We start from the raw sequence: 18,228 nt of genomic DNA, 5'->3' as shown, positions 1-18,228 counted from the left end.
GAGGTCACCCGGCCCTGACAGCGGGTGACCACCTCGCACCCCGCTCAGAGAGCCTTGTGCATGATGTGCAGCCCGACGTAGCCCTTGACCGGATGGTTGAAGCCCTCCGGCAGGGTCCCCAGCACCTCGAAGCCGAGCGACCTGTACAGGCGAACCGCGTGGACGTTCGTCTCCACCACGGCGTTGAACTGCATCGCCCGGAAACCGGCCGTGCGGGCCCACTCCACGCTGTACTCGCACAGGGCACGGCCCACGCCCTTGCCGGAGTGGGCGGGGTCGACCATGTAACTGGCGCTGGCGATGTGCGAGCTGTTGCCCATGTGGTTACGGTTCATCTTGGCCGTACCGAGGACGGTGCCGGACTCGTCGACCGCGACCACGGCAAGGCTCGGCGACGGCAGGAGCCACCACTCGCGCGCCTCGTCCCTGCCGAGGCCGACGGGGTAGGTGAACGTCTCGCCCGCGGCGACGATTTCGTGGAAGAACGGCCAGATGGCGGGCCAGTCCTCGTTCGCGGCTTCCCTGATCAACATGATGGTCAGAATGCCTGCTCCTCTCGCGGGCCGCGAATCGTTTGCGCGAGCGGCTCGGCACCCGAGGGGCTACGGCGATGGCACCCGCCTCCGCCTGGGCAGCCCGAGCCGGGCCAACAGGCCGGTCCCCGATCCACGTTGGGGCGCTGTCGCGGATGTCTCCCTTGACGCGGGCGCCTCCCCCGGTTCCTGCGGCTCCGTGACGACCGCTGCCTCCGGCCGCTCACCCATCCCCTCGGATCCGACCCGGCCGCCTCGTTCCTCGCCCGGACGCGGGGCCGGCCTGGCCTCACGGGCCCGGTCCAGCTCCAGGGTCAGACTGACCCGCCGCCACAGGATCTCGTCCGGATCATCGGCGAGCATCAGCTGCGCCATGATCTCCCGGCCGCTCACCGACCCCGGCCGCCCGAAGACCGGCTCCGGCCTGACCCTGGCCAGGTAGGCGCGCTCGTACGGATCGTCGACCACCTCAGCGAGCTGGACCGGATCGAGCGCGGACGCCTGCACGGAGGCGCGCGCCCAGGCATCCTCGGTGCGGCTCAGCAGCCTGTCGATCCTGCCCGAACGCCAGTTGCGCGCCCGCCAGTCGGTGCCTGCCTCCAGCATCGTACGCATCCCCACAGGACTCTTCCCCGCGAGCAGCCCCGGCTCCCGGGTGGCGAACCGGGCGAGCTCCTCGGCGAGATACAGCCACACCACAGCGCGGTAGCGGTTGAGATAGAACGAGACCGGCGAGACGCACCCCACCCGGGCCAGCCGTGTGAACCGGACGGGACTGATACCGAGCAGTCCGGCCCCCTCCGCCGTCCCCACCGTCCGCACCCGGTCACGCAACGCTTCGGGGAAACCGGCCTCCGCGCGCAGTCGGCCGATCTCCTCGCTGCGAACCCGGGGCCGTCCACCGCCCTGCCCCGCGGTGACGCCGATCAGCCCGAGGTGCACGGCCAGTTCGAACTCGCCGCGCCTCAGCTCCAGTTGCTGCGCGGCTCGGCTCGCGGCCACCGTGACCGAGGTGCCCGCGTCGGTACCATCGGCCCCGCCGACGGCGTGCCTGCGCGTCGCTTCCGTAACAGCCATGACTGTCCTCCCCCGTGAGGCTCGAATACTCTGTGTGATCACGGTAGCCCGGAGGAGGCATGTCCCGTCCGGCCTGTGGATAACTTCTCGGCCGGACGAATGACGCAGGTCAGAGGCGACTGGGGCCGTCTGCACCGCCGTTACGTATCCCGACACCCAGGTGTTCGCCGACCCGGTTCACGAGCAGGGTCATCTCGTAGGCGACCTGGCCGACGTCGGCCTCGGCCGCGCTCAGTACACACAGACAGCTGCCTTCGCCCGCGGCCGTCACGAACAACAGCGCCTCGTCGAACTCCACCATGGTCTGCCGTGCCCGCCCGGCTCTGAAGTGCCGGCCCGACCCCCGGGCCAGGCTGTGCAGGCCCGACGACACCGCAGCGAGATGTTCCGCGTCCTCGCGTGCCAGTCCCGTGCTCGCCCCGGTCACGAGGCCGTCGTTGGACAGCACCAGTGCGTGCCGTACGTGCTCCACCCGGCCGGTCAGATCGTCAAGGAGCCAGTCAAGTCCCCGGTCCAACGCCATGCGTTCTTCCTCCCCGCTCATACGTTCCCCACATCGGGCGTAAGCCTCGCGTACCGCTCCCGTGCGGGCAAGCGCCTCTCGTGCGCCGGGGCGTCGCTTCGCGCCACGCCCCTGCCCGTCCGAAGATGGACTCCATGGCACACCACATGACTCAGGACGAATGGCATTCCTTCGTTTCGGAGGGCACGCGCACAGGCAAGGTGTCGACCGTTCGCGCCGACGGCAGCCCCCACATCGCCCCCGTCTGGTTTCTGCTCGACGGTGACGATCTTGTCTTCAACACCGGTAAGGAGAGCGTGAAAGGCCGCAATCTCGCGCGCGACAACCGCGTGGCGGTCTGCGTCGACGACGACCGCCCGCCCTTCGCGTTCGTCGTGCTCCAAGGACATGCCGAACTCAGCGAGGACCCTGCCGAACTGCGGCACTGGGCGACCCGGATCGGGTCCCGCTACATGGGCCAGGAGGCGGCCGAGGAGTTCGGCGCGCGCAACGGCGTGCCCGGCGAACTCGTCGTGCGCGTACGCGTGGACAAGGTGACGGCGATGGCCGCCGTGGCCGACTGACGACGTGACCAGGGCCGGGCCGGCGGCTCATGGGCGGCGTCATCCGGTCACGATCCGGCGGACAGGCCCTGACCGACGGAGTCGAGGAGCCGGGCGGTGTGCATCCGCCCGGCGTACTCGACCATACGGATCAGGACTTCTTTTCCGGAGTCGCGGTCGCGCGCGTCGCACAGCACGACCGGCGTGCCCTGATCGAGGTCCAGGGCCCGCGACACGTCCTGTGCCCCGTAAGTACGGGAGCCGGGGAAGCAGTTCACGGCGACGACGAAGGGGATGCGCCGGTGCTCGAAGTAGTCGACGGCCGGGAAACAGTCCTCCAGCCGTCTGGTGTCGGCGAGGACCACAGCTCCGAGTGCGCCCTGGGACAGCTCGTCCCAGAGGAACCAGAAGCGGTCCTGCCCCGGTGTGCCGAACAGATACAGCGACAGGCCGGATCTGATGGTGATGCGGCCGAAGTCCATGGCCACGGTCGTGGTGGTCTTCCGATCGACTCCGCCGGTGTCGTCGACCGTCTGCCCCGCCTCACTGAGCAGTTCCTCGGTACGCAAGGGCCGGATTTCACTCACGGCTCCGACCAGGGTCGTCTTCCCGACCCCGAAGCCGCCTGCGACCAGGATCTTCAGGGCGAGGGCGGTGGACTCGCCGCTTTCCTCCCCGGCCGTGGTGTCAGTGTTCTCAACGTGCTCGGAGGGCATCGGTCACTTCTCTCACGCATGAGCCTCACGATGGAGACATGCTGGTCGGAGCCATCGTGTCGAGCTCGTTCGAGTATCTTCGTGCGTCGGTACGGCGCCCGTGGGGGACGTGGCTGTCACAGGGCCCGGAGGCCGTCGATCACCTCGCGCAGAATGCGCTCGTTGGGCAGTTGAGCGGGCGGTACGGGGCGGCTGACCCGCACATGGCCCGCTTCGAGCAGATCCCCGAGCAGTACCCGCACCACCCCGACCGGCAGGTCGGCGTCGGCCGCGAGTTCCGCGACCGACTGCGTCTCGCGGCGGCACAGCGTGAGCAGCGCCCGGTGTTCGGGGCCGAGAAGGGACTCGTCGGCGTCGTCGGGGATGGTGTCGGCGATGTCGACGAGCGCGATCAGGTCGAAGCGCACCCCGCTGGGGCCGGCCTTGGTGCGTCCGCCCGTCATCGCGTACGGACGGACCAGGGGGCCGGCCTCGGCGTCGTACCACTGGCTGCCCGGCAGCGCCTCCTCGTCCGCCTTCTCCCGTGCCGGGTACCGGGCGTGGGCACCGGACGGAACGCGGGGCGCCTTCGTGTGTTCGGGTTCCTCGGTCATGCGCACGTCTCCGTCCCGTCAGCCCGCCGTCTGGGGCCCGACGAGCCGCGGTGGGGTCCGCAGGTGCTCGCCGACTCGTTTCACGAGGCGCGCCATCTCGTACGCGACCAGGCCGATGTCGGCGGCGGCGGTGCTCAGCACCGCGAGGCACGAACCGTCCCCGGCCGCGGCCACGAAGAGGAAGCCGTCGTCCATCTCGACCATCGTCTGCCGCACTCCCCCGGCCCTGAAGTGCCGGCCCGCTCCCTTGGCGAGGCTGTGGAAGCCGGAGGCCACCGCCGCGAGGTGCTCGGCGTCCTCGCGGCTGAGCGCGCTGGAGGCGCCGACGGCCAGGCCGTCGCCGGAGAGCACGACGACGTGCCGTACCTCACCGACCCGCGTCACCATGTCATCCAGCAGCCAGTCGAGTTCGCCGGAGCGACGGGACCCCGCCGTCCATTCGTTCAGGGTCATGCCTGGTCTCCTTCGATGGGGTGACGGGGTCCGGTGTGCGGCCGGGGTTGCGCGGGGGCGGCTCGCGGAGCCGTATGTCCGGGGGCGGGGCCGCCACCGCGGACCCATCCGTCGCGGTACGCGGTCATGCGGTCGCGGGCCTGTTCCGGGGTGCGCTCGGTCGGCGACGAAGCGCCGTCGACGCTGTTCCCGGGCGCTTCGGGGCGTGGTTTCTCCCGCAGTTGGGGGACGAGGCTTGCCTGCCGTACACGGCGGGGCAGGTCGTCTCCGTCGCCCCCGTCCGCGGGGTCCGGCCCGTGCGTCCGATCCGTGCGGTCCGTCCGTTCGGTGAGGCGCGCGCGGCCTGATGTGCCGTCGTCCGTCGTTCGCGGACGCTGGCGCTGCCGCAGGCTGGTGACGGGCGCCGTGCCGGGGGCGGGTGCCGACTCGATGGCGGGCACGGCGACCGGGGCGGGGAACGCGGTGGCGCGCGGGCGCATCGGGCGCGGTCCCGCGTCCGCCCGGTCGGTGCCGTCCCGGTCCATCGTCGCTCTCGCGGAACCCGTACCCGCCGCGGCGGATGTCTCGCCCGCGGGGAGGCCGCTCGGCAGCAACGCGGTCGGTACGAGGACGACCGCGGTCGTACCGCCGTAGGGCGAGGTGCGCAGCTTGACCTTGATGTGGTGGCGGGCCGAGAGCCGGCTGACGACGAAGAGCCCGAGGCGGTCGCTGTCGAAGAGGTCGAGGGTCTCGGACTGTTCGATCCGCCGGTTGGCCTGGGCGAGGAGTTCGCCGCCCATGCCCAGCCCCCGGTCCTCGATCTCCAGGGCGTAGCCGTTGCCCACGGGTTCGCCGCTGATCCGCACCTTGGTGTGCGGCGGCGAGAACTGTGCGGCGTTCTCGATGAGTTCGGCGAGCAGGTGGGTCAGGTCGGCGACCGCGTCGCCCTTCACCGCCGCATCGGGCAGCTGGCGCACCTCGACCCGTGCGTAGTCCTCGATCTCCGAGACGGCGGCGCGGACCACGTTGGTCAGCGGTACGGGCATCCGCCAGGCGCGCCCGGGGGCCGAGCCGGAGAGGATGATCAGGCTCTCGGCGTGGCGCCGCATGCGGGTGGTCAGGTGGTCGAGCCGGAAGAGGTCGCCCAGTTCGTTGGGGTCCTCGGCGCGGCGCTCCATGCCGTCCAGGAGGTTGAGCTGGCGGTGGACGAGGACCTGACTGCGGCGGGCGAGGTTGACGAAGACTCCGGAGATCCCGCTGGCGAGTTCCGCGCGTTCGACGGCGGCACTGAGGGCGGCCCGGTGGACGGTGTCGAGTGCCTCGCCCACCTGGCCGATCTCGTCGGGTGTGGACCGGCCGGGCGGTGCCTCGGCCTCGATGTCGAGCTCTTCGCCCTCCCGTAGGCGCTGCATGGCGTGGGGCAGTTTGTGCCGGGCGATCTGGAGGGCGCTGTTGCGGAGGCTGACGAGTTCGACGACGAGCGCGCGCCCGATGCGTACGGAGATGACGAGCGAGGCGGCGACGGCGAGGAATCCGAAGAGGACCGCGACCCCGGCGGCACTCAGCAGGCCGCCCGCCAGCGGATCGGCGCGGTCGGCCGCGGCGCGCGCGGCAGTCGTCTCGATCGCGCGCAGCCCGGTTCGTACGGTCGCGGCGTCCCGTCCCCACTCGGCTGCGGGGACAGCGCCCGCGGCCTTGCGGCCGGGCTCGGCGGCCAGCACCTTCTCCTCGGCCGCCTGAATCCCGCGGTACGCGGCTTCGTCGGTGAGGGACCGCCATCCCCTGCCCGCGGCGGCGGGGAGGTCGGCCCCTGCCGAGCCTGCGAGGCTGCGGCGGCTCTCGACGGCGCCCGTGAACCGGCGGAGTTCCGGGCCGTCGAGCGTTCCGGTGAGGGATGCCGTGGCGAGCAGCGCGTCCTCCCGGGACAGCATCTCGCCGGACCGGCTCAGTTCTAGCAGGACCCGGGCGTCGGAGCCGGGTTCGGCGTCCTGGATGCCGGTGAGCGCGCCGGACACGCCGAACGCCGCTGTGACGGCCTCGGTGTACTGCGTGTACGCGGCGTCCTGGTCGGCCTCCGTGTCCCGGCCCCTGGTCCCGGCGCTCGGCGGTTCCAGCAGACGGGTGCGCAGCGCGCCGAGTTGCCCCGTGCGGTCCAGGAAGGCGTTGAGCCGGTCCGCGACCCCGGCCGGAAGGCCGCCCGCGTCGGCGACCGTGTGGTTCTCGCCGAGCCGGAGTGCGGCGAGCGCGCTGTCGGTGCGCCGGGTGTGCTGCCGCAGTTCGGCCGCGTGTCCCCGGTCGGGGGCGACGAGTTGACGCAGGGCCGCCTTGCGTTCGACCTGCAGGGCGTCGACGGCGTCGAAGACCGGCCCCCGCACGGTGGAGTCCACCCGTTGCAACTGGCGCAGGCGGGCGACGTCCTGGGCCGTGGTGACCGTGGCGAAGCCCCACAGGGCGAGCAGCGATACGACGGGCACCATGAGCAGCGAGATGATCTTGGCCCGTACGGTCCTGGGACGCAGGGACAGGCGGCGGGACTCGGGCTCTTCCTCCGGCGTGTGCGCCCACGCCTCCCGCTCGTGCCGTTCGTCGGCCGGCGGCCCTGCGTGCGCGCGCCGTCCGCGCGTCGGGGGCGCGGGCCGGGCGACGGGTGCGCCGGTCTCCGGGGTAGTGCGGGGTGGGCGCATGGCCTCCTCGTTCCGGTGTGAGCTCTGTGTGACACGTGGTGCGGGGGGTGCGTCCGCCTCCTGGCGGGGTGAGGGATGCGGAGTGCGGGGCGTCGCCGGTATCAGGGGGCAGGGGCCGCGTGTGCGTCCGTGGGATCGCGTACGGGGTCGGGGGGCGCCGAGCCGGACCGTTCGGCCGAGGCGTAGGCAGCCCGCTCGCTCGCCGTAGGCGAGAGGGCGACGAAGGCCGAGGTGAGGAAGAGGTAGGAGCCGAGGCCGACGGCCAGCGGGAAGATGAACTGCATGACCGTGGCGCCGGGCAGCCGGCTTCCGGAGGGCACGACCCCCACGTCGACGGCGAACATTCCGGTGTAGTGCATGCTGCTGACCGCCGCTCCCATGACGAGGGAGGCGAGGGCGACGGCGCCCGCTGTCCTGATGTTGAGCGCGGCCCAGAGCGCGGCGGTGGCGGCGACGACGGCGATGACCACGGAGAGCGTCACCAGGAGCGGGTCGTACCGGATCGTGCCGTGCAGCCGAAGGGCGGCCATGCCGATGTAGTGCATGCTGGCGACGCCGAGTCCGGTGGTGAGGCCCCCGATCAGCAGCGCCCGGGGCCGGCCGCGGCCGTATCCGACGGCGAAGACCCCGGCCCCGACCACCACCATGGCGACGAGCAGGCTGAGCAGGGTGAGCGGCACGTGGTACCGGATGTCGGTGCCGGTGACACCGAATCCGAGCATCGCGACGAAGTGCATCGTCCAGATGCCCGTGCCGATGGCGGAGGCTGCGGTGAGCAGCCAGTTGCGACGCGAGCGGCCCTCCGTGCCGAGCGCGCGCACGGTGCAGCGCAGTCCGAGCGCGGCTCCGATGCAGGCCATCGCGTACGACAGTGCGGGTGTCAGCCAGCCGAAGGTGGCGTGGTCCAGGTGTCCCATGAACCGGGGACGCTAGCCCCATCGGGGGCGCACACCAGGGGCGCAGTTCGAAAGCTGATGGAATATGACAGAGAGATGTTCCCGAACGATCGCACAGTGCTCGAACGTGTGCACCGCGTCTTCCCGTTTCGTTCGCATGGGCGCTGCGCGATCATGTGCGTATGACTGACGACCGCACACACGTCCAGGACTTCTTCACCGTCCGGGCCGCCGACTGGGACAGCCGCTTTCCCGATGACGGTCCGGCGTACACCGCCGCCGTCACCGCGCTCGGGCTGACGCGGGGCGACGCGGTGCTCGACGCGGGCTGCGGTACGGGGCGCGCGCTGGGCGCCCTTCGCGAGGCGGTCGGGTCCGAGGGCATCGTGCTGGGTGTGGATCTCACACCCGCCATGCTCGAAACGGCGGTGCGCGCCGGACGCGACCGCAGCGGCGCACTGGTTCTCGCCGACGTCGCACGGCTGCCCCTGCGGGACGGGGTGCTCGACGCGGTCTTCGGGGCAGGCCTGATCTCCCATCTCGCGCAGCCCGGGGCGAATCTGCGGGAGCTCGCGCGCGTGGTGCGGCCCGGCGGGCAGCTGGCCCTGTTCCACCCGGTCGGCCGGGCCGCGCTCGCGGCGCGGCACGGCCGGGCGATCACCGACGACGATCTGCGGTCCGAGCCCATGCTCGGTCCCCTGCTGGCCGGTTCGGGGTGGCGCATGGACACGTACGTCGACGAGGACGACCGCTTCCTCGTCCGCGCCGTACGCGTCGGCTGACCTTCCGAACCGCAAGGTCACCCGGAACGTTCGGCGATGGCTCCCACCAGCGCGTCGGGCCGGTCGAACATGATGCAGTGCGCCGCGCCGGGAACGGTGAGCACGCGCACACCCGCGTCCATCAGCTCCTCCGCGCCCGGCAGTTCACCGCTCAGGGCGCCTTGCAGATAGGTGCGGTCCGCCGTCGACTCCATGAGCATGCGGCGCATGGTGGGGTCGGTTCCACGCATCAGCCCGGTCGCGGTGCGGTGCAGTGCCAGCGGGTCCGCGAGCCGCATCGTCGCCGCCCACATCGGGCTGACACCCTCCAGTACGCGGGCGAAGCCACCACCGTGCACGAAGGCTTCCTCCGTCCACGCGCCAATGCCGCTCTCCCCGATCGTCCCCGGCGGGTAGGGGTCGAGATTGGCCTCGGTCAGCACCAGGCGCGCGACCAGGTCGGGCCGCCGGTGGGCGAGCACGATGACCACCGCACCGCCCATGCTGTGGCCGACGAGTTCCGCGCCGCTCACCCCCGCTTCGTCCAGCACGGCGGCCAGGGCGCCGGCGTGGTCCTCCAGGGTGTACCCGAAGTCCGTGGGACGGTCACTGGTGCCGTGCCCCGGCAGGTCGACGAAGAGAGACCGCCGCCCCGCGAGGGCCGGGTGGGCGGCGATATGGGCGTGGTACGGGGCGGACATCGCCCCGAGGCCGTGCACATAGACCGTCGCCGTTCCCCCGGCGTCCGGCCTCGCCGCCGACTCCGTCCACCGGATCCTGCTGCCCCGCTCGTCGAACTTCGCCTCATTCATCGAACCTCTCCTCTGCCCGAGCTCCACCGGTCCGCGGCCCGCGTCGCACGCGGCCGAGCCCGCACGATACATCCGACCCGATGTATAGCGCCATAGCGGTATGACGCTGCCGCTGTACCCGCCATGGGGCAGAATGCGGGCATGCTGGAGCTCGCCATCCTTGGATTTCTGTACGCCGACCCGTTGCACGGCTACGAGCTGCGTAAACGCATCACCGCCCTCACCGGGCATGTGCGGCCGGTCGCGGAGAGCACGCTGTATCCGGCGATCAAGCGGCTGGAGAAGGCGGGGCTGCTGGCCAGGGAGACGCAGCCGGGCGCGACAGCGGCCCCGCGCCATGTGCTCACCCTGACCGACGAGGGCAGGGCGGAGCTGCTCCGGCGGCTCTCGCAGCCCGCCCGCGGGGACATCACCGACGAGAACCGCTGGTTCGGCCTCCTGGCATTCCTCCGGCATCTGCCGGACCCCGTGGCTCAGGCGGACGTGCTGCGGCAGCGGCTGGCGTTCCTGGAAGAGCCGGCGAGCTTCTTCTACGAGGGGGACCGGCCGCTGCGCGCGGAGGAAGTGGACGACCCGTTCCGCCGGGGCGTTCTCACGATCGCCCGGGCGACAACCGAAGCGGAACTGCGGTGGCTGCGGGCCACCTTGGAGTCACTCGACCGGAGCGTCTGACCCCCGCACGTGCGCGACCGGGCAGCCGCGCACACCCGGGGTGGGGAACGTACCGAGCGCGGCGACCTCGTAGCCGTCCGGATATCCCTTGATCTCCGGATTGAGGCGTGCGTAGTGAGCCGTGGAGCGGGGCGGCAGGAGGCGTACCGCCCGGGCCCGCAGGCGCAGCGCCCCACGGGTCAGCCCGCGGGCCACGGGGCCCGGCCGCTCGTAACGGAAGGCCCGCAGGAGTGAGTCGTCCAGGAGAGCGAGGCTGGCGCCGCGCACGACGGGGGCGAGGGGCCCCGGATACCAGGAGGCCATCAGGGCGAGGGTGGCGTCGGAGACCTCGCGCGCTCCCTCGTCCCAGCCGAAGTGCGCTTCCTCGTAGGTGTCGAGCGTGCGCTCGAAGTCCTCGTACGTCTGCGGCACGTCCTTGATGCCCATGTGCGCGCCGAGCGTCCGGTAGTAGACGGCGAAGGCGGTCAGCTCATGGCTGGAGAGCCGGCGCCATCCGTAGGTGTCCAGCCAGCGTTTCGGTGTGACGACGAAGGTGCACAGCACATAGCGCATGTCGTCGTTGCTGATGTCGTAGCTGCGGTGCATCTGGTTGATCCGCCGGACGGCGGTGCGTCCGGCCTCACTGGCGAATCCGTGCTCGGCGACGGTGTCCAGGAGCAGCGCGGTGTCGTCGTACCTCTTCTGCGAACGGTCCGTCAGTTCGGCCGTCTCCGCGAGGAGTCGTCCGATGCTGGGGACGGCGTAGGTGCGGTAGAGGGCGAGTTCCAGGGCGCGGGTGACGTCCCAGGGGAACTCGTACGCCACGGTCAGCCGGTAGATCTCCAGGAAGTCCCGCTCCGGGTCCAGTTGCTGAATCTCCTTCAGCCGGTCGTACCGCTTCGCCATGCTGTCCCCCTTGTTCGGCCGGACGTCCAAGCTTACGAGGAGAAGGACGGAGCGGCTGCCCGCGCGCGGAGCGCTCCGGGGGATCTGCCCAGCCTGGAGCGACGCATTCCGGTCCACGGCCGGCGGTACACCTCCGGCCGAGGCCCGGTTGTCAGGGCCTCGACGACGGGGTTACCGACTGGTTAAGGTGCGGGCCGACGGATCACGCCATGACGAGAACGAGGAGGGCGCTGTGGCCGGGACGCATGACACGGTCGCCGACGACGACGCACTGTATGTGCTGACCGCGGTGCTGCTGACGCCCGCGCAGTTCCCGAGTGTGCTGGGCGACGACTACGTGGCCGCGTGCGGCGCGCTGGCTCTTGAGCCGTATGCCGAGGGGTACGGCCTGGTGCTGGGCCAGGACGGCGGCGGGGCCCGGTGGACCGTGGTCGTCGACGACGTCTCGCTGGTCGCGGTCGCCATCGCCTCCTGGGACTGCGGGATGGAGTACGACCTCTCGCCCGACGACCGTTCCGTGGTCTGCGCGCTGCCGGGCTGGCCGCTCGCGGTGGCGGTCGCCGCGCCGGGAGTCCCCGCCCCGCACGACCCGCCGCCCGACCCGGAGGCCGGGGGCGAGGAGCCGCTCCCGCTGGCCCCGCCGGACACGGAGACCTGGGGACCCGCTCAGCGGCGCCTGGGCGCGGACGAGGTCGCCGCGCAGTGGGCGGCGTGGCGCGAGCAGGTCGACGACGAGACGGCCTTCGGCCGGCAGGCGGATGAGAAGACCGGGGCCGGGCACGGCGCGCCCGCCCAGGACGCGGCAGGCGGACGCGAAGGCGACGCGGCGGAGGCACAGGAAAGTACCGGCACGCCCGACGGGGAGGGCGTCGGCTCCACCTCGCCCTCCGGCCGGCATCCCGGCGTACGGAGGGTTCTCGACGAAGCCCGTGCGTATACCGACGCTCCGCCGCCGCCCGGCCGCATCCGGTCGGCGTTCGCACCGGGCGGCGCGCGCACCCTGCGCGTCGACGGCCCCGGCTGGTCGCTGGTCGCGAGGACCAACGACATCGCGTTCGTCCTGTTGGACGACGAACCGGGTGAGGTGCTGCCGGTCGGACGCGGGCCCGAACTGCCCGGCCTGCTGAAGGCACTGGACGACATGGCCGTCCGGCCCGCCTGAGCGGCTACGGGCGCCGGGTCAGCGGCCTATCTGCTTGCGGCTGACCCTGCGGAGCCTGCGTCGCTGGGACGGGTCCAGCATCAGATACCCCACCGCGGGCACCCCGATCAGCACGAGCAGGGCCCACCAGAAACCGATGAGCGGCCACAGGACTGCTGCCGCGACAACTCCGCCGAGGGCGATCTTCGCACCGTTGGACATGGTCCACGCCTCCTTCGCGGCCGGAGCCGCTCCTGCTGTGAGAACGCTCGTACGCGTCCATCGGTTCCAGGGAAGCGCCGCTTATCGCAGCGGTTCGCCGACCTCGTGCATGTGGGTCAGCGCCTGCCGGTAGGACTCGAAGAGTCCGGTCTCCGCGTACGGCATGCCGATCGCCTCGCAGTGGGCCTTGACCAGCGGCTGGGCGAGCCGGAGGTGGGGGCGGGGCATGCTCGGGAAGAGGTGGTGCTCGATCTGGTAGTTCAGTCCGCCCAGGAACCAGTCGTTGAGCGCGGAGCCCCGCACGTTGCGCGAGGTGAGCACCTGACGCTGGAGGTGACCCCAGCGCTCGCCGTCCGGGTCGGGCATCTCCATGCCCTTGTGGTTCGGCGCGAAGGCCATACCCAGGTGCAGGCCGAACAGCGCGTGGTGCACGAGGGCGAAGACGACGGCCTTGCCGAGGGACATGGTGGTCAGGAGCAGCGTCGCGTACAGAGCGAGGTGGCTGACCATCAGCGCGCCCGAGACCATCCGCTCCCGCAGCGGCTGACTGCGCAGGAACTGGAATCCGGAGACCTTGAGAGCGATGCCTTCGAGGAGCAGCATCGGGAAGAAGAGCCGGGCCTGGTTGCGGGTGAGCCAGCGCGCAAAACCTTCCCGCTGCGCCGCCTGCTTCTGCGTCCACACCAGCGCCCCGACGCCGACGTCGGGATCCTTGTCTATGTGGTTGGGGTTGGCGTGGTGGCGATTGTGCTTGTCGTTCCACCACGCCTCGTTCATTCCGAGGAGCAGGTTGGAATGGACCAGCCCGATGTTCCGGCTCGTTCCGCGGTTGCCCGATATCTGGGAGTGGCCCGCGTCGTGTCCCACGAAGGCGATCCGGGACCACACCAGGGCAAGCGGCAGGGCCAGGAGCAGGGACCACCAGGTGTTACCGAGGAGCACCAGGCCGGCGATCACGGCGCCGAGAGCGAGGAAGTTCACGGCGATGCCCGCCGCGTACCAGCCGGTGCGACGCTCCAGGAGCCCTTGGCCCTTGACGGCCCGCAGGAGCGGTGCGAAATCGCTCCCGGTGGTCGCGGACGCGGTGGAGCCGACGGGACTCTCGGAGCAGCCGGGCACCTCCGATCCGTCGGGAGCGTGTTCGGCAACGGTGGCTACCGCCTGGGGCATGACGTCTCCGGTCTCTGGGCATCTGCGCTGACCTCATGAAACGTACGGATGGAAGGCCCGCGGCAGCCATGACGCCACCACCCGGAACCTTCGGGGGCGTGCCCCCCGCGCCGGTGGTGGTGCTGGCTGCACCACGAGTCCCTGAACGCAGAAATGAGTGACCTGGATCACAGCGCATTTCTCCCGGAAGGGGCCTTGGGTGGAGTACCCTCGGCGACCCCGGCCCCACTAGTCAAATTTGAGGAATCTGACATCGCTGTGCACAGGCTTCCTGCGGCAACGCTTTCCGAGATCTCTGAACTGTCCCGCTGCTCCGCAGTCTTCCTCCCCGCAGATCCGGCCCGTACCGGCCTGATCGCGTTCTGGAACCCGGACGGTAGCACCCCTCCCGAGGCCCCCGGGATTCCGCGGGAACTGACCGTCGTCGGGGAGGACGGCCAACCGTACGTGGTCACGGCGTTGACCCTCTCCGCAGGGGATGCTCTTCCCGTGCTCACGCGGGCGCGGGCGAGCGGGCACGCCTCCGCCGCTACGGCATTCTGGGGCGCAGCGAGCCTGCTGGCACTGCAACTCGCCGCGCGCGGGCTGCTCCTGCCAGGGCTGAGCGCCACCGATCACGACGCCTGGCGGGCCGGTCCGCTGACGGCGGAGGACTTCGAGCGGATTCGGACGCTCGCGGCAGCCATGCCGCCCACGGCGCACGCGGTGCCGCTCGACGAGGCAGCCGAGCCTGTCCTGCTGGCCGAACCGGAAGCACTTCTGCGCGCGTTCCTGGACGCCGTGGCCGATAGCCTTCCGCGTACACCCGCCGCCGTCCCGGCCACCGGAAGTGCCGTCTTCGCAGCCAAGGAACCGCAGAAGTGCGCTGATCAGCGTGGGTGGGCAGCCGATGTGGCGGCCGGTCACGACGCAGGCGTACGACTCTCCCTGCGCATCGAGGTCTCGGGCATCGGGGAGGCCCCGGAGGGCACAAGCGGAATGCCGAGCGAGGCAACCGCCGGGCCCTCGTTCCGAGCCGTTCTGCAGATCCACAGCGTCAGCGATCCCACGCTCGTCGCCGATGCCGCCGACATCTGGGCGGGCACCGCTCCGACGGCCGCGGCCTTCGGTCCGCGGGCCCGGATGGACGCCCTGCTCGCGCTGCGCCGCGCCGCGCGCGCCTGGCCTCCGCTGACACCGCTGCTGTCGGCCGCGGTGCCCGACGCCGTCGACCCGGCGGACGAGGAGATCGCCGAACTGCTGGGCCCCGCCGCGCGGGCGCTCGCCGCGACCGGCGTCCAGGTCCACTGGCCCAAGGAGCTGGCCCGCACGCTCACGGCACGTGCCGTGATCGGTCCCGTCGACGCGCACGAGGCCGGTGAGGGCGAGCCGCGGGGCCCAGGCCGCACGGAGTCGGACACACCGTCCTTCCTCTCAGCCGACGCGCTGCTCGCCTTCAACTGGTGGTTCGCACTCGGCGACCAGAAACTCACCCGGGAAGAACTCGACCGCCTCGCGGAAGCGGGCAGGCCGGTGGTCCGCCTCCGCGACCAGTGGGTGCTCATCGACCCGGAGGAGGCCAGGCGCGCCCGCGAGACACAGGACCGCAAGGTCACTCCGATCGACGCGCTCGGCGCCGCACTGACCGGCTCGACCGAGGTCGACGGCCGCCGCGTCGAGGTGGCGGCGACGGGCTGGCTCCAGCAGGTGCGGGACCGGCTCGCCGATCCTGAGTCGGGCGGCAACCAGACGATCGGGCAGCCCGGCGCGCTCACCGCCACCTTGCGCGACTACCAGCTGCGCGGGCTGAACTGGCTCAACACGATGACGTCCCTCGGTCTCGGCGGCTGCCTGGCCGACGACATGGGGCTCGGCAAGACGATCACGCTGATCTCGCTGCATCTGCACCGGCAGAGCGTCGAATCGGCCGCGGGACCGACGCTCGTGGTGTGTCCGACGTCCCTGATGGGCAACTGGCAGCGGGAGATCGAGAGGTTCGCGCCCGGCACGCCGGTACGCCGCTTCCACGGCGCGTCACGCTCCCTCGAAGACCTGGCCGACGGGGAGTTCGTCCTCACCACGTACGGCACGATGCGCCTCGACGCGCCACGGCTCGCCGAGGCGCCGTGGGGCATGGTCGTCGCCGACGAGGCCCAGCACGTCAAGAACCCGTACTCGGCGACCGCCAAGCAGTTGCGGACCATCGGAGCACGCGCCCGGGTCGCGCTCACCGGAACACCGGTGGAGAACAACCTCTCCGAGCTGTGGGCGATCCTCGACTGGACGACTCCCGGCCTGCTGGGCCGGCTGAGCACCTTCCGTAACCGGTACGCGAGCGCCGTCGAAGGCGGCAACGACCCGGCAGCCGCCGAGCGGCTCGCCACCCTGGTGCGCCCGTTCCTGCTGCGGCGCCGCAAGTCGGACCCCGGCATCGCCCCGGAACTGCCGCCCAAGACCGAGACCGACCGCGCCGTGTCGCTGACCGCCGAACAGGCCGGTCTCTACGAGGCGGTGGTACGGGAGACCATGGCCGAGATCTCCGGCTCCGACGGCTTCGCGCGCCGCGGGCTCGTCATGAAGCTGCTGACCGCGCTCAAGCAGATCTGCAACCACCCGGCCCAGTACCTCAAGGAGGAACGGCCGCGCATCGCGGACCGGTCGGGGAAGGTCGAACTGCTCGACGAGCTCCTCGACACGATCCTGGCCGAGGACGCGAGTGTGCTGGTATTCACCCAGTACGTGCAGATGGCCCGGCTGCTGGAACAGCATCTGGCGGTGCGCGGCGTCCGTACGCAGTTCCTGCACGGCGGTACGCCGGTCGCCGAGCGCGAGGCCATGGTCAACCGGTTCCAGGCGGGCGAGGCGCCCGTCTTCCTGCTGTCCCTGAAGGCGGCCGGTACGGGGCTGAACCTGACCCGGGCCGGCCACGTGGTGCACTTCGACCGCTGGTGGAATCCCGCCGTCGAGGCCCAGGCCACGGACCGTGCGTACCGGATCGGGCAGACCCAGCCGGTGCAGGTGCACCGGCTCATCGCCGAGGGGACCATCGAGGACCGGATCGCCGAGATGCTGGCCCGCAAACAGGGCCTCGCCGACTCGGTGCTCGGCTCCGGCGAGACGGCACTCACCGAACTGACCGATGCGGAACTGGCCGATCTGGTGGAACTGCGAGGGGGCGCCCGATGAACGACCGATACGAGACGGACGACGACTACGAGGAGCACGGCATCCCGGCGGGACAGGAACCGGAGCGCACCTTCGCCACCCTGCCACCCGCCCAGGGCCGCGGCTTCGCGACGTCCTGGTGGGGCCAGGCGTGGCTGAAGGCGCTTGAGGACACGGCACTGGACGGTCAGCAGCTCAAGAAGGGGCGCCGGCTGGCCCGCGAGGGCAGGGTCGGCGCGGTCTCGGTACGGCCCGGCCGGATCACCGCGGTCGTCCAGGAACGGGACTCGACGGTGTACCGCAGTGATGTGCTGCTTCAGCAGCTGAGCGAGGAGGAGTGGGACCGCTTCCTGGACATGGCGGTCGACCGGGCCGGCCACATCGCCGCGCTGCTCGACCGGGAGATGCCGCCACATCTGGTGGAGGACGCGTCGGCCGCCGGAGTGGATCTGCTGCCCGGGATCGGGGACCTGGAGCCGGAGTGCACCTGCGAGGCGTGGGACCACTGCCCGCACACGGGGGCGCTCTGCTACCAGGTGGCGCGGCTGCTGGACCAGGACCCGTTCGTCCTGCTCCTGATGCGTGGCCGCGACGAGCGCCGGCTGCTCGACGAGCTCCAGGTCCGCAGCGCTGCCCGGGCCCTCAAGGGGGCACCCGCGTCGTCGGGGGCGCGGGAACGGCCCGGGGCGGGCGCACGGGCCGGGGTCGAGGCGCGGGAGGCGTTCGCGGCGCGGGACATTCTGCCGCCGCTGCCCGCCGCTCCCCCGCTGCCTGCGGAGCCGGGACAGGCGCCGTCGCTGGACACGGAGTCCGGCCCCGCACCGGGCATCGACCCTGCGGCGCTGGAGTTCCTGGTGGCCGACACGGCCGTACGGGCCTACCGGCTGCTCGCGGAGGCGCTGGCCGAAGGACACGAACTGCAGCCCATCGCAGACGAGTTGACCGTCTCGCAGGACGCGGTGCGGCTGGCGGCCGATGCCGGGCCCGACCCGCGGATCATGGCCCGGATCGCCGAGGGGGCGGGGCGGCAGCGGGCCGATCTCGACGCGGCCGTGCGCGCCTGGCAGTACGGCGGCCCCGCCGCGCTGACCGTCCTCGACGAGGAGTGGGAGCCGGACCCGGAGTCCCTGGCGCGGGCCCGTGCGCAGCTCGCCGAGGCGTGGGAGGAGGGTGAGCGGCCACGGCTGAGGGCTGGACGCAGCCGCTGGACGGTCGCGGGCGCCGATGTCCAGCTCCGGTACGGGCCGGACGGCCGCTGGTGGCCGTACCGCAAGGAGCGGGGGCGCTGGATGCCGGTGGGCCCGGCGGACAACGACCCGTCGGGTGCACTGGCGGGTGCCCTGCCCGACGCGTAGGCCGGGCAGGGGTTTCCCTTCCGGACTGTTCGACGGACTCCGGCGAAGGGTTCGACGGACACCGGCGCAG

General features: G+C 71.6%; 18 protein-coding genes. 6 read left to right on the top strand and 12 right to left on the bottom strand.

Annotated elements, in window-relative coordinates; translation table 11 throughout:
* Positions 1 to 44 precede the first annotated feature (44 nt).
* From AC07FA_RS26960 to AC07FA_RS26950, 3 genes are all read right to left on the bottom strand, one after another.
* Entirely contained in the window at positions 45 to 533 is a 489-nt protein-coding gene (locus AC07FA_RS26960) for an N-acetyltransferase family protein (RefSeq protein WP_479078905.1), read from the bottom strand.
* Between the two features lie 69 nt (positions 534 to 602).
* The gene (locus AC07FA_RS26955) at positions 603 to 1,610 is read right to left on the bottom strand and encodes a DUF6397 family protein (RefSeq protein ID WP_479078904.1); all 1,008 of its coding nucleotides are present in this window, start codon (positions 1,608 to 1,610) and stop codon (positions 603 to 605) included.
* 109 nt (positions 1,611 to 1,719) lie between these two features.
* Positions 1,720 to 2,133 carry a roadblock/LC7 domain-containing protein gene (locus tag AC07FA_RS26950; RefSeq protein ID WP_479078903.1) on the bottom strand — a complete coding sequence of 138 codons (414 nt, stop codon included), beginning with the start codon at positions 2,131 to 2,133 and terminating at the stop codon, positions 1,720 to 1,722.
* Between the two features lie 134 nt (positions 2,134 to 2,267).
* On the opposite strand from AC07FA_RS26950, the gene AC07FA_RS26945 reads away from it, so the two are divergent.
* Entirely contained in the window at positions 2,268 to 2,696 is a 429-nt protein-coding gene (locus AC07FA_RS26945; RefSeq protein WP_479079141.1) for a PPOX class F420-dependent oxidoreductase, read from the top strand.
* Between the two features lie 47 nt (positions 2,697 to 2,743).
* Here the strand turns inward: AC07FA_RS26945 and AC07FA_RS26940 are convergent, their stop codons facing one another.
* From AC07FA_RS26940 to AC07FA_RS26920, 5 genes are all read right to left on the bottom strand, one after another.
* Positions 2,744 to 3,391 carry a GTP-binding protein gene (locus tag AC07FA_RS26940; RefSeq protein ID WP_479078902.1) on the bottom strand — a complete coding sequence of 216 codons (648 nt, stop codon included), beginning with the start codon at positions 3,389 to 3,391 and terminating at the stop codon, positions 2,744 to 2,746.
* A 116-nt stretch (positions 3,392 to 3,507) separates the two neighbouring features.
* Positions 3,508 to 3,990: a DUF742 domain-containing protein gene (locus AC07FA_RS26935; RefSeq protein WP_479078901.1), complete on the bottom strand. Its 483-nt coding sequence runs from the start codon at positions 3,988 to 3,990 to the stop codon at positions 3,508 to 3,510.
* 12 nt (positions 3,991 to 4,002) lie between these two features.
* The gene (locus AC07FA_RS26930) at positions 4,003 to 4,437 is read right to left on the bottom strand and encodes a roadblock/LC7 domain-containing protein (RefSeq protein ID WP_479078900.1); all 435 of its coding nucleotides are present in this window, start codon (positions 4,435 to 4,437) and stop codon (positions 4,003 to 4,005) included.
* Complete coding sequence (locus AC07FA_RS26925) at positions 4,434 to 7,100, bottom strand: sensor histidine kinase (RefSeq protein ID WP_479078899.1); 2,667 nt, start codon at positions 7,098 to 7,100, stop codon at positions 4,434 to 4,436. The genes AC07FA_RS26930 and AC07FA_RS26925 overlap by 4 nt, the downstream gene beginning before the upstream one ends.
* Before the next feature lie 101 nt (positions 7,101 to 7,201).
* Positions 7,202 to 8,017 carry an MHYT domain-containing protein gene (locus tag AC07FA_RS26920; RefSeq protein WP_479078898.1) on the bottom strand — a complete coding sequence of 272 codons (816 nt, stop codon included), beginning with the start codon at positions 8,015 to 8,017 and terminating at the stop codon, positions 7,202 to 7,204.
* Between the two features lie 161 nt (positions 8,018 to 8,178).
* Between AC07FA_RS26920 and AC07FA_RS26915 the strand changes: the two genes are divergently transcribed.
* Positions 8,179 to 8,778, top strand: a complete 600-nt coding sequence (locus AC07FA_RS26915) for a class I SAM-dependent methyltransferase (protein WP_479078897.1) — start codon at positions 8,179 to 8,181, stop codon at positions 8,776 to 8,778.
* 17 nt (positions 8,779 to 8,795) lie between these two features.
* On the opposite strand, the gene AC07FA_RS26910 is transcribed toward AC07FA_RS26915, so the two are convergent.
* Positions 8,796 to 9,569, bottom strand: coding sequence for an alpha/beta fold hydrolase (locus AC07FA_RS26910; protein ID WP_479078896.1), 774 nt, complete (start codon positions 9,567 to 9,569; stop codon positions 8,796 to 8,798).
* 141 nt (positions 9,570 to 9,710) lie between these two features.
* Here AC07FA_RS26910 and AC07FA_RS26905 point away from each other — a divergent pair, with 141 nt between their 5' ends.
* A complete protein-coding gene (locus AC07FA_RS26905; protein ID WP_479078895.1) occupies positions 9,711 to 10,241 on the top strand; it encodes a PadR family transcriptional regulator in 531 nt (176 codons plus the stop codon).
* On the opposite strand, the gene AC07FA_RS26900 is transcribed toward AC07FA_RS26905, so the two are convergent.
* Entirely contained in the window at positions 10,221 to 11,126 is a 906-nt protein-coding gene (locus AC07FA_RS26900; protein ID WP_479078894.1) for an oxygenase MpaB family protein, read from the bottom strand. The genes AC07FA_RS26905 and AC07FA_RS26900 overlap by 21 nt on opposite strands.
* A 232-nt stretch (positions 11,127 to 11,358) precedes the next feature.
* Between AC07FA_RS26900 and AC07FA_RS26895 the strand changes: the two genes are divergently transcribed.
* A complete protein-coding gene (locus AC07FA_RS26895) occupies positions 11,359 to 12,288 on the top strand; it encodes a hypothetical protein (RefSeq protein ID WP_479078893.1) in 930 nt (309 codons plus the stop codon).
* Between the two features lie 18 nt (positions 12,289 to 12,306).
* Here AC07FA_RS26895 and AC07FA_RS26890 read toward each other — a convergent pair whose 3' ends face one another.
* Together AC07FA_RS26890 and AC07FA_RS26885 are read right to left on the bottom strand one after the other, a co-directional pair.
* Positions 12,307 to 12,489: a hypothetical protein gene (locus AC07FA_RS26890; protein ID WP_479078892.1), complete on the bottom strand. Its 183-nt coding sequence runs from the start codon at positions 12,487 to 12,489 to the stop codon at positions 12,307 to 12,309.
* Between the two features lie 81 nt (positions 12,490 to 12,570).
* Positions 12,571 to 13,659: a fatty acid desaturase family protein gene (locus tag AC07FA_RS26885; RefSeq protein WP_479078891.1), complete on the bottom strand. Its 1,089-nt coding sequence runs from the start codon at positions 13,657 to 13,659 to the stop codon at positions 12,571 to 12,573.
* A 258-nt stretch (positions 13,660 to 13,917) separates the two neighbouring features.
* On the opposite strand from AC07FA_RS26885, the gene AC07FA_RS26880 reads away from it, so the two are divergent.
* Both AC07FA_RS26880 and AC07FA_RS26875 read left to right on the top strand, forming a co-directional pair.
* Complete coding sequence (locus AC07FA_RS26880) at positions 13,918 to 16,824, top strand: DEAD/DEAH box helicase (protein WP_479078890.1); 2,907 nt, start codon at positions 13,918 to 13,920, stop codon at positions 16,822 to 16,824.
* Positions 16,821 to 18,158: an SWIM zinc finger family protein gene (locus tag AC07FA_RS26875; protein WP_479078889.1), complete on the top strand. Its 1,338-nt coding sequence runs from the start codon at positions 16,821 to 16,823 to the stop codon at positions 18,156 to 18,158. Before AC07FA_RS26880 ends, AC07FA_RS26875 begins: the two co-directional genes overlap by 4 nt.
* Positions 18,159 to 18,228: the final 70 nt, after the last annotated feature.

The organism is Streptomyces sp. NPDC045968, assembly GCF_056430475.1.
This window is presented reverse-complemented; position numbering and strand designations above follow the sequence as displayed.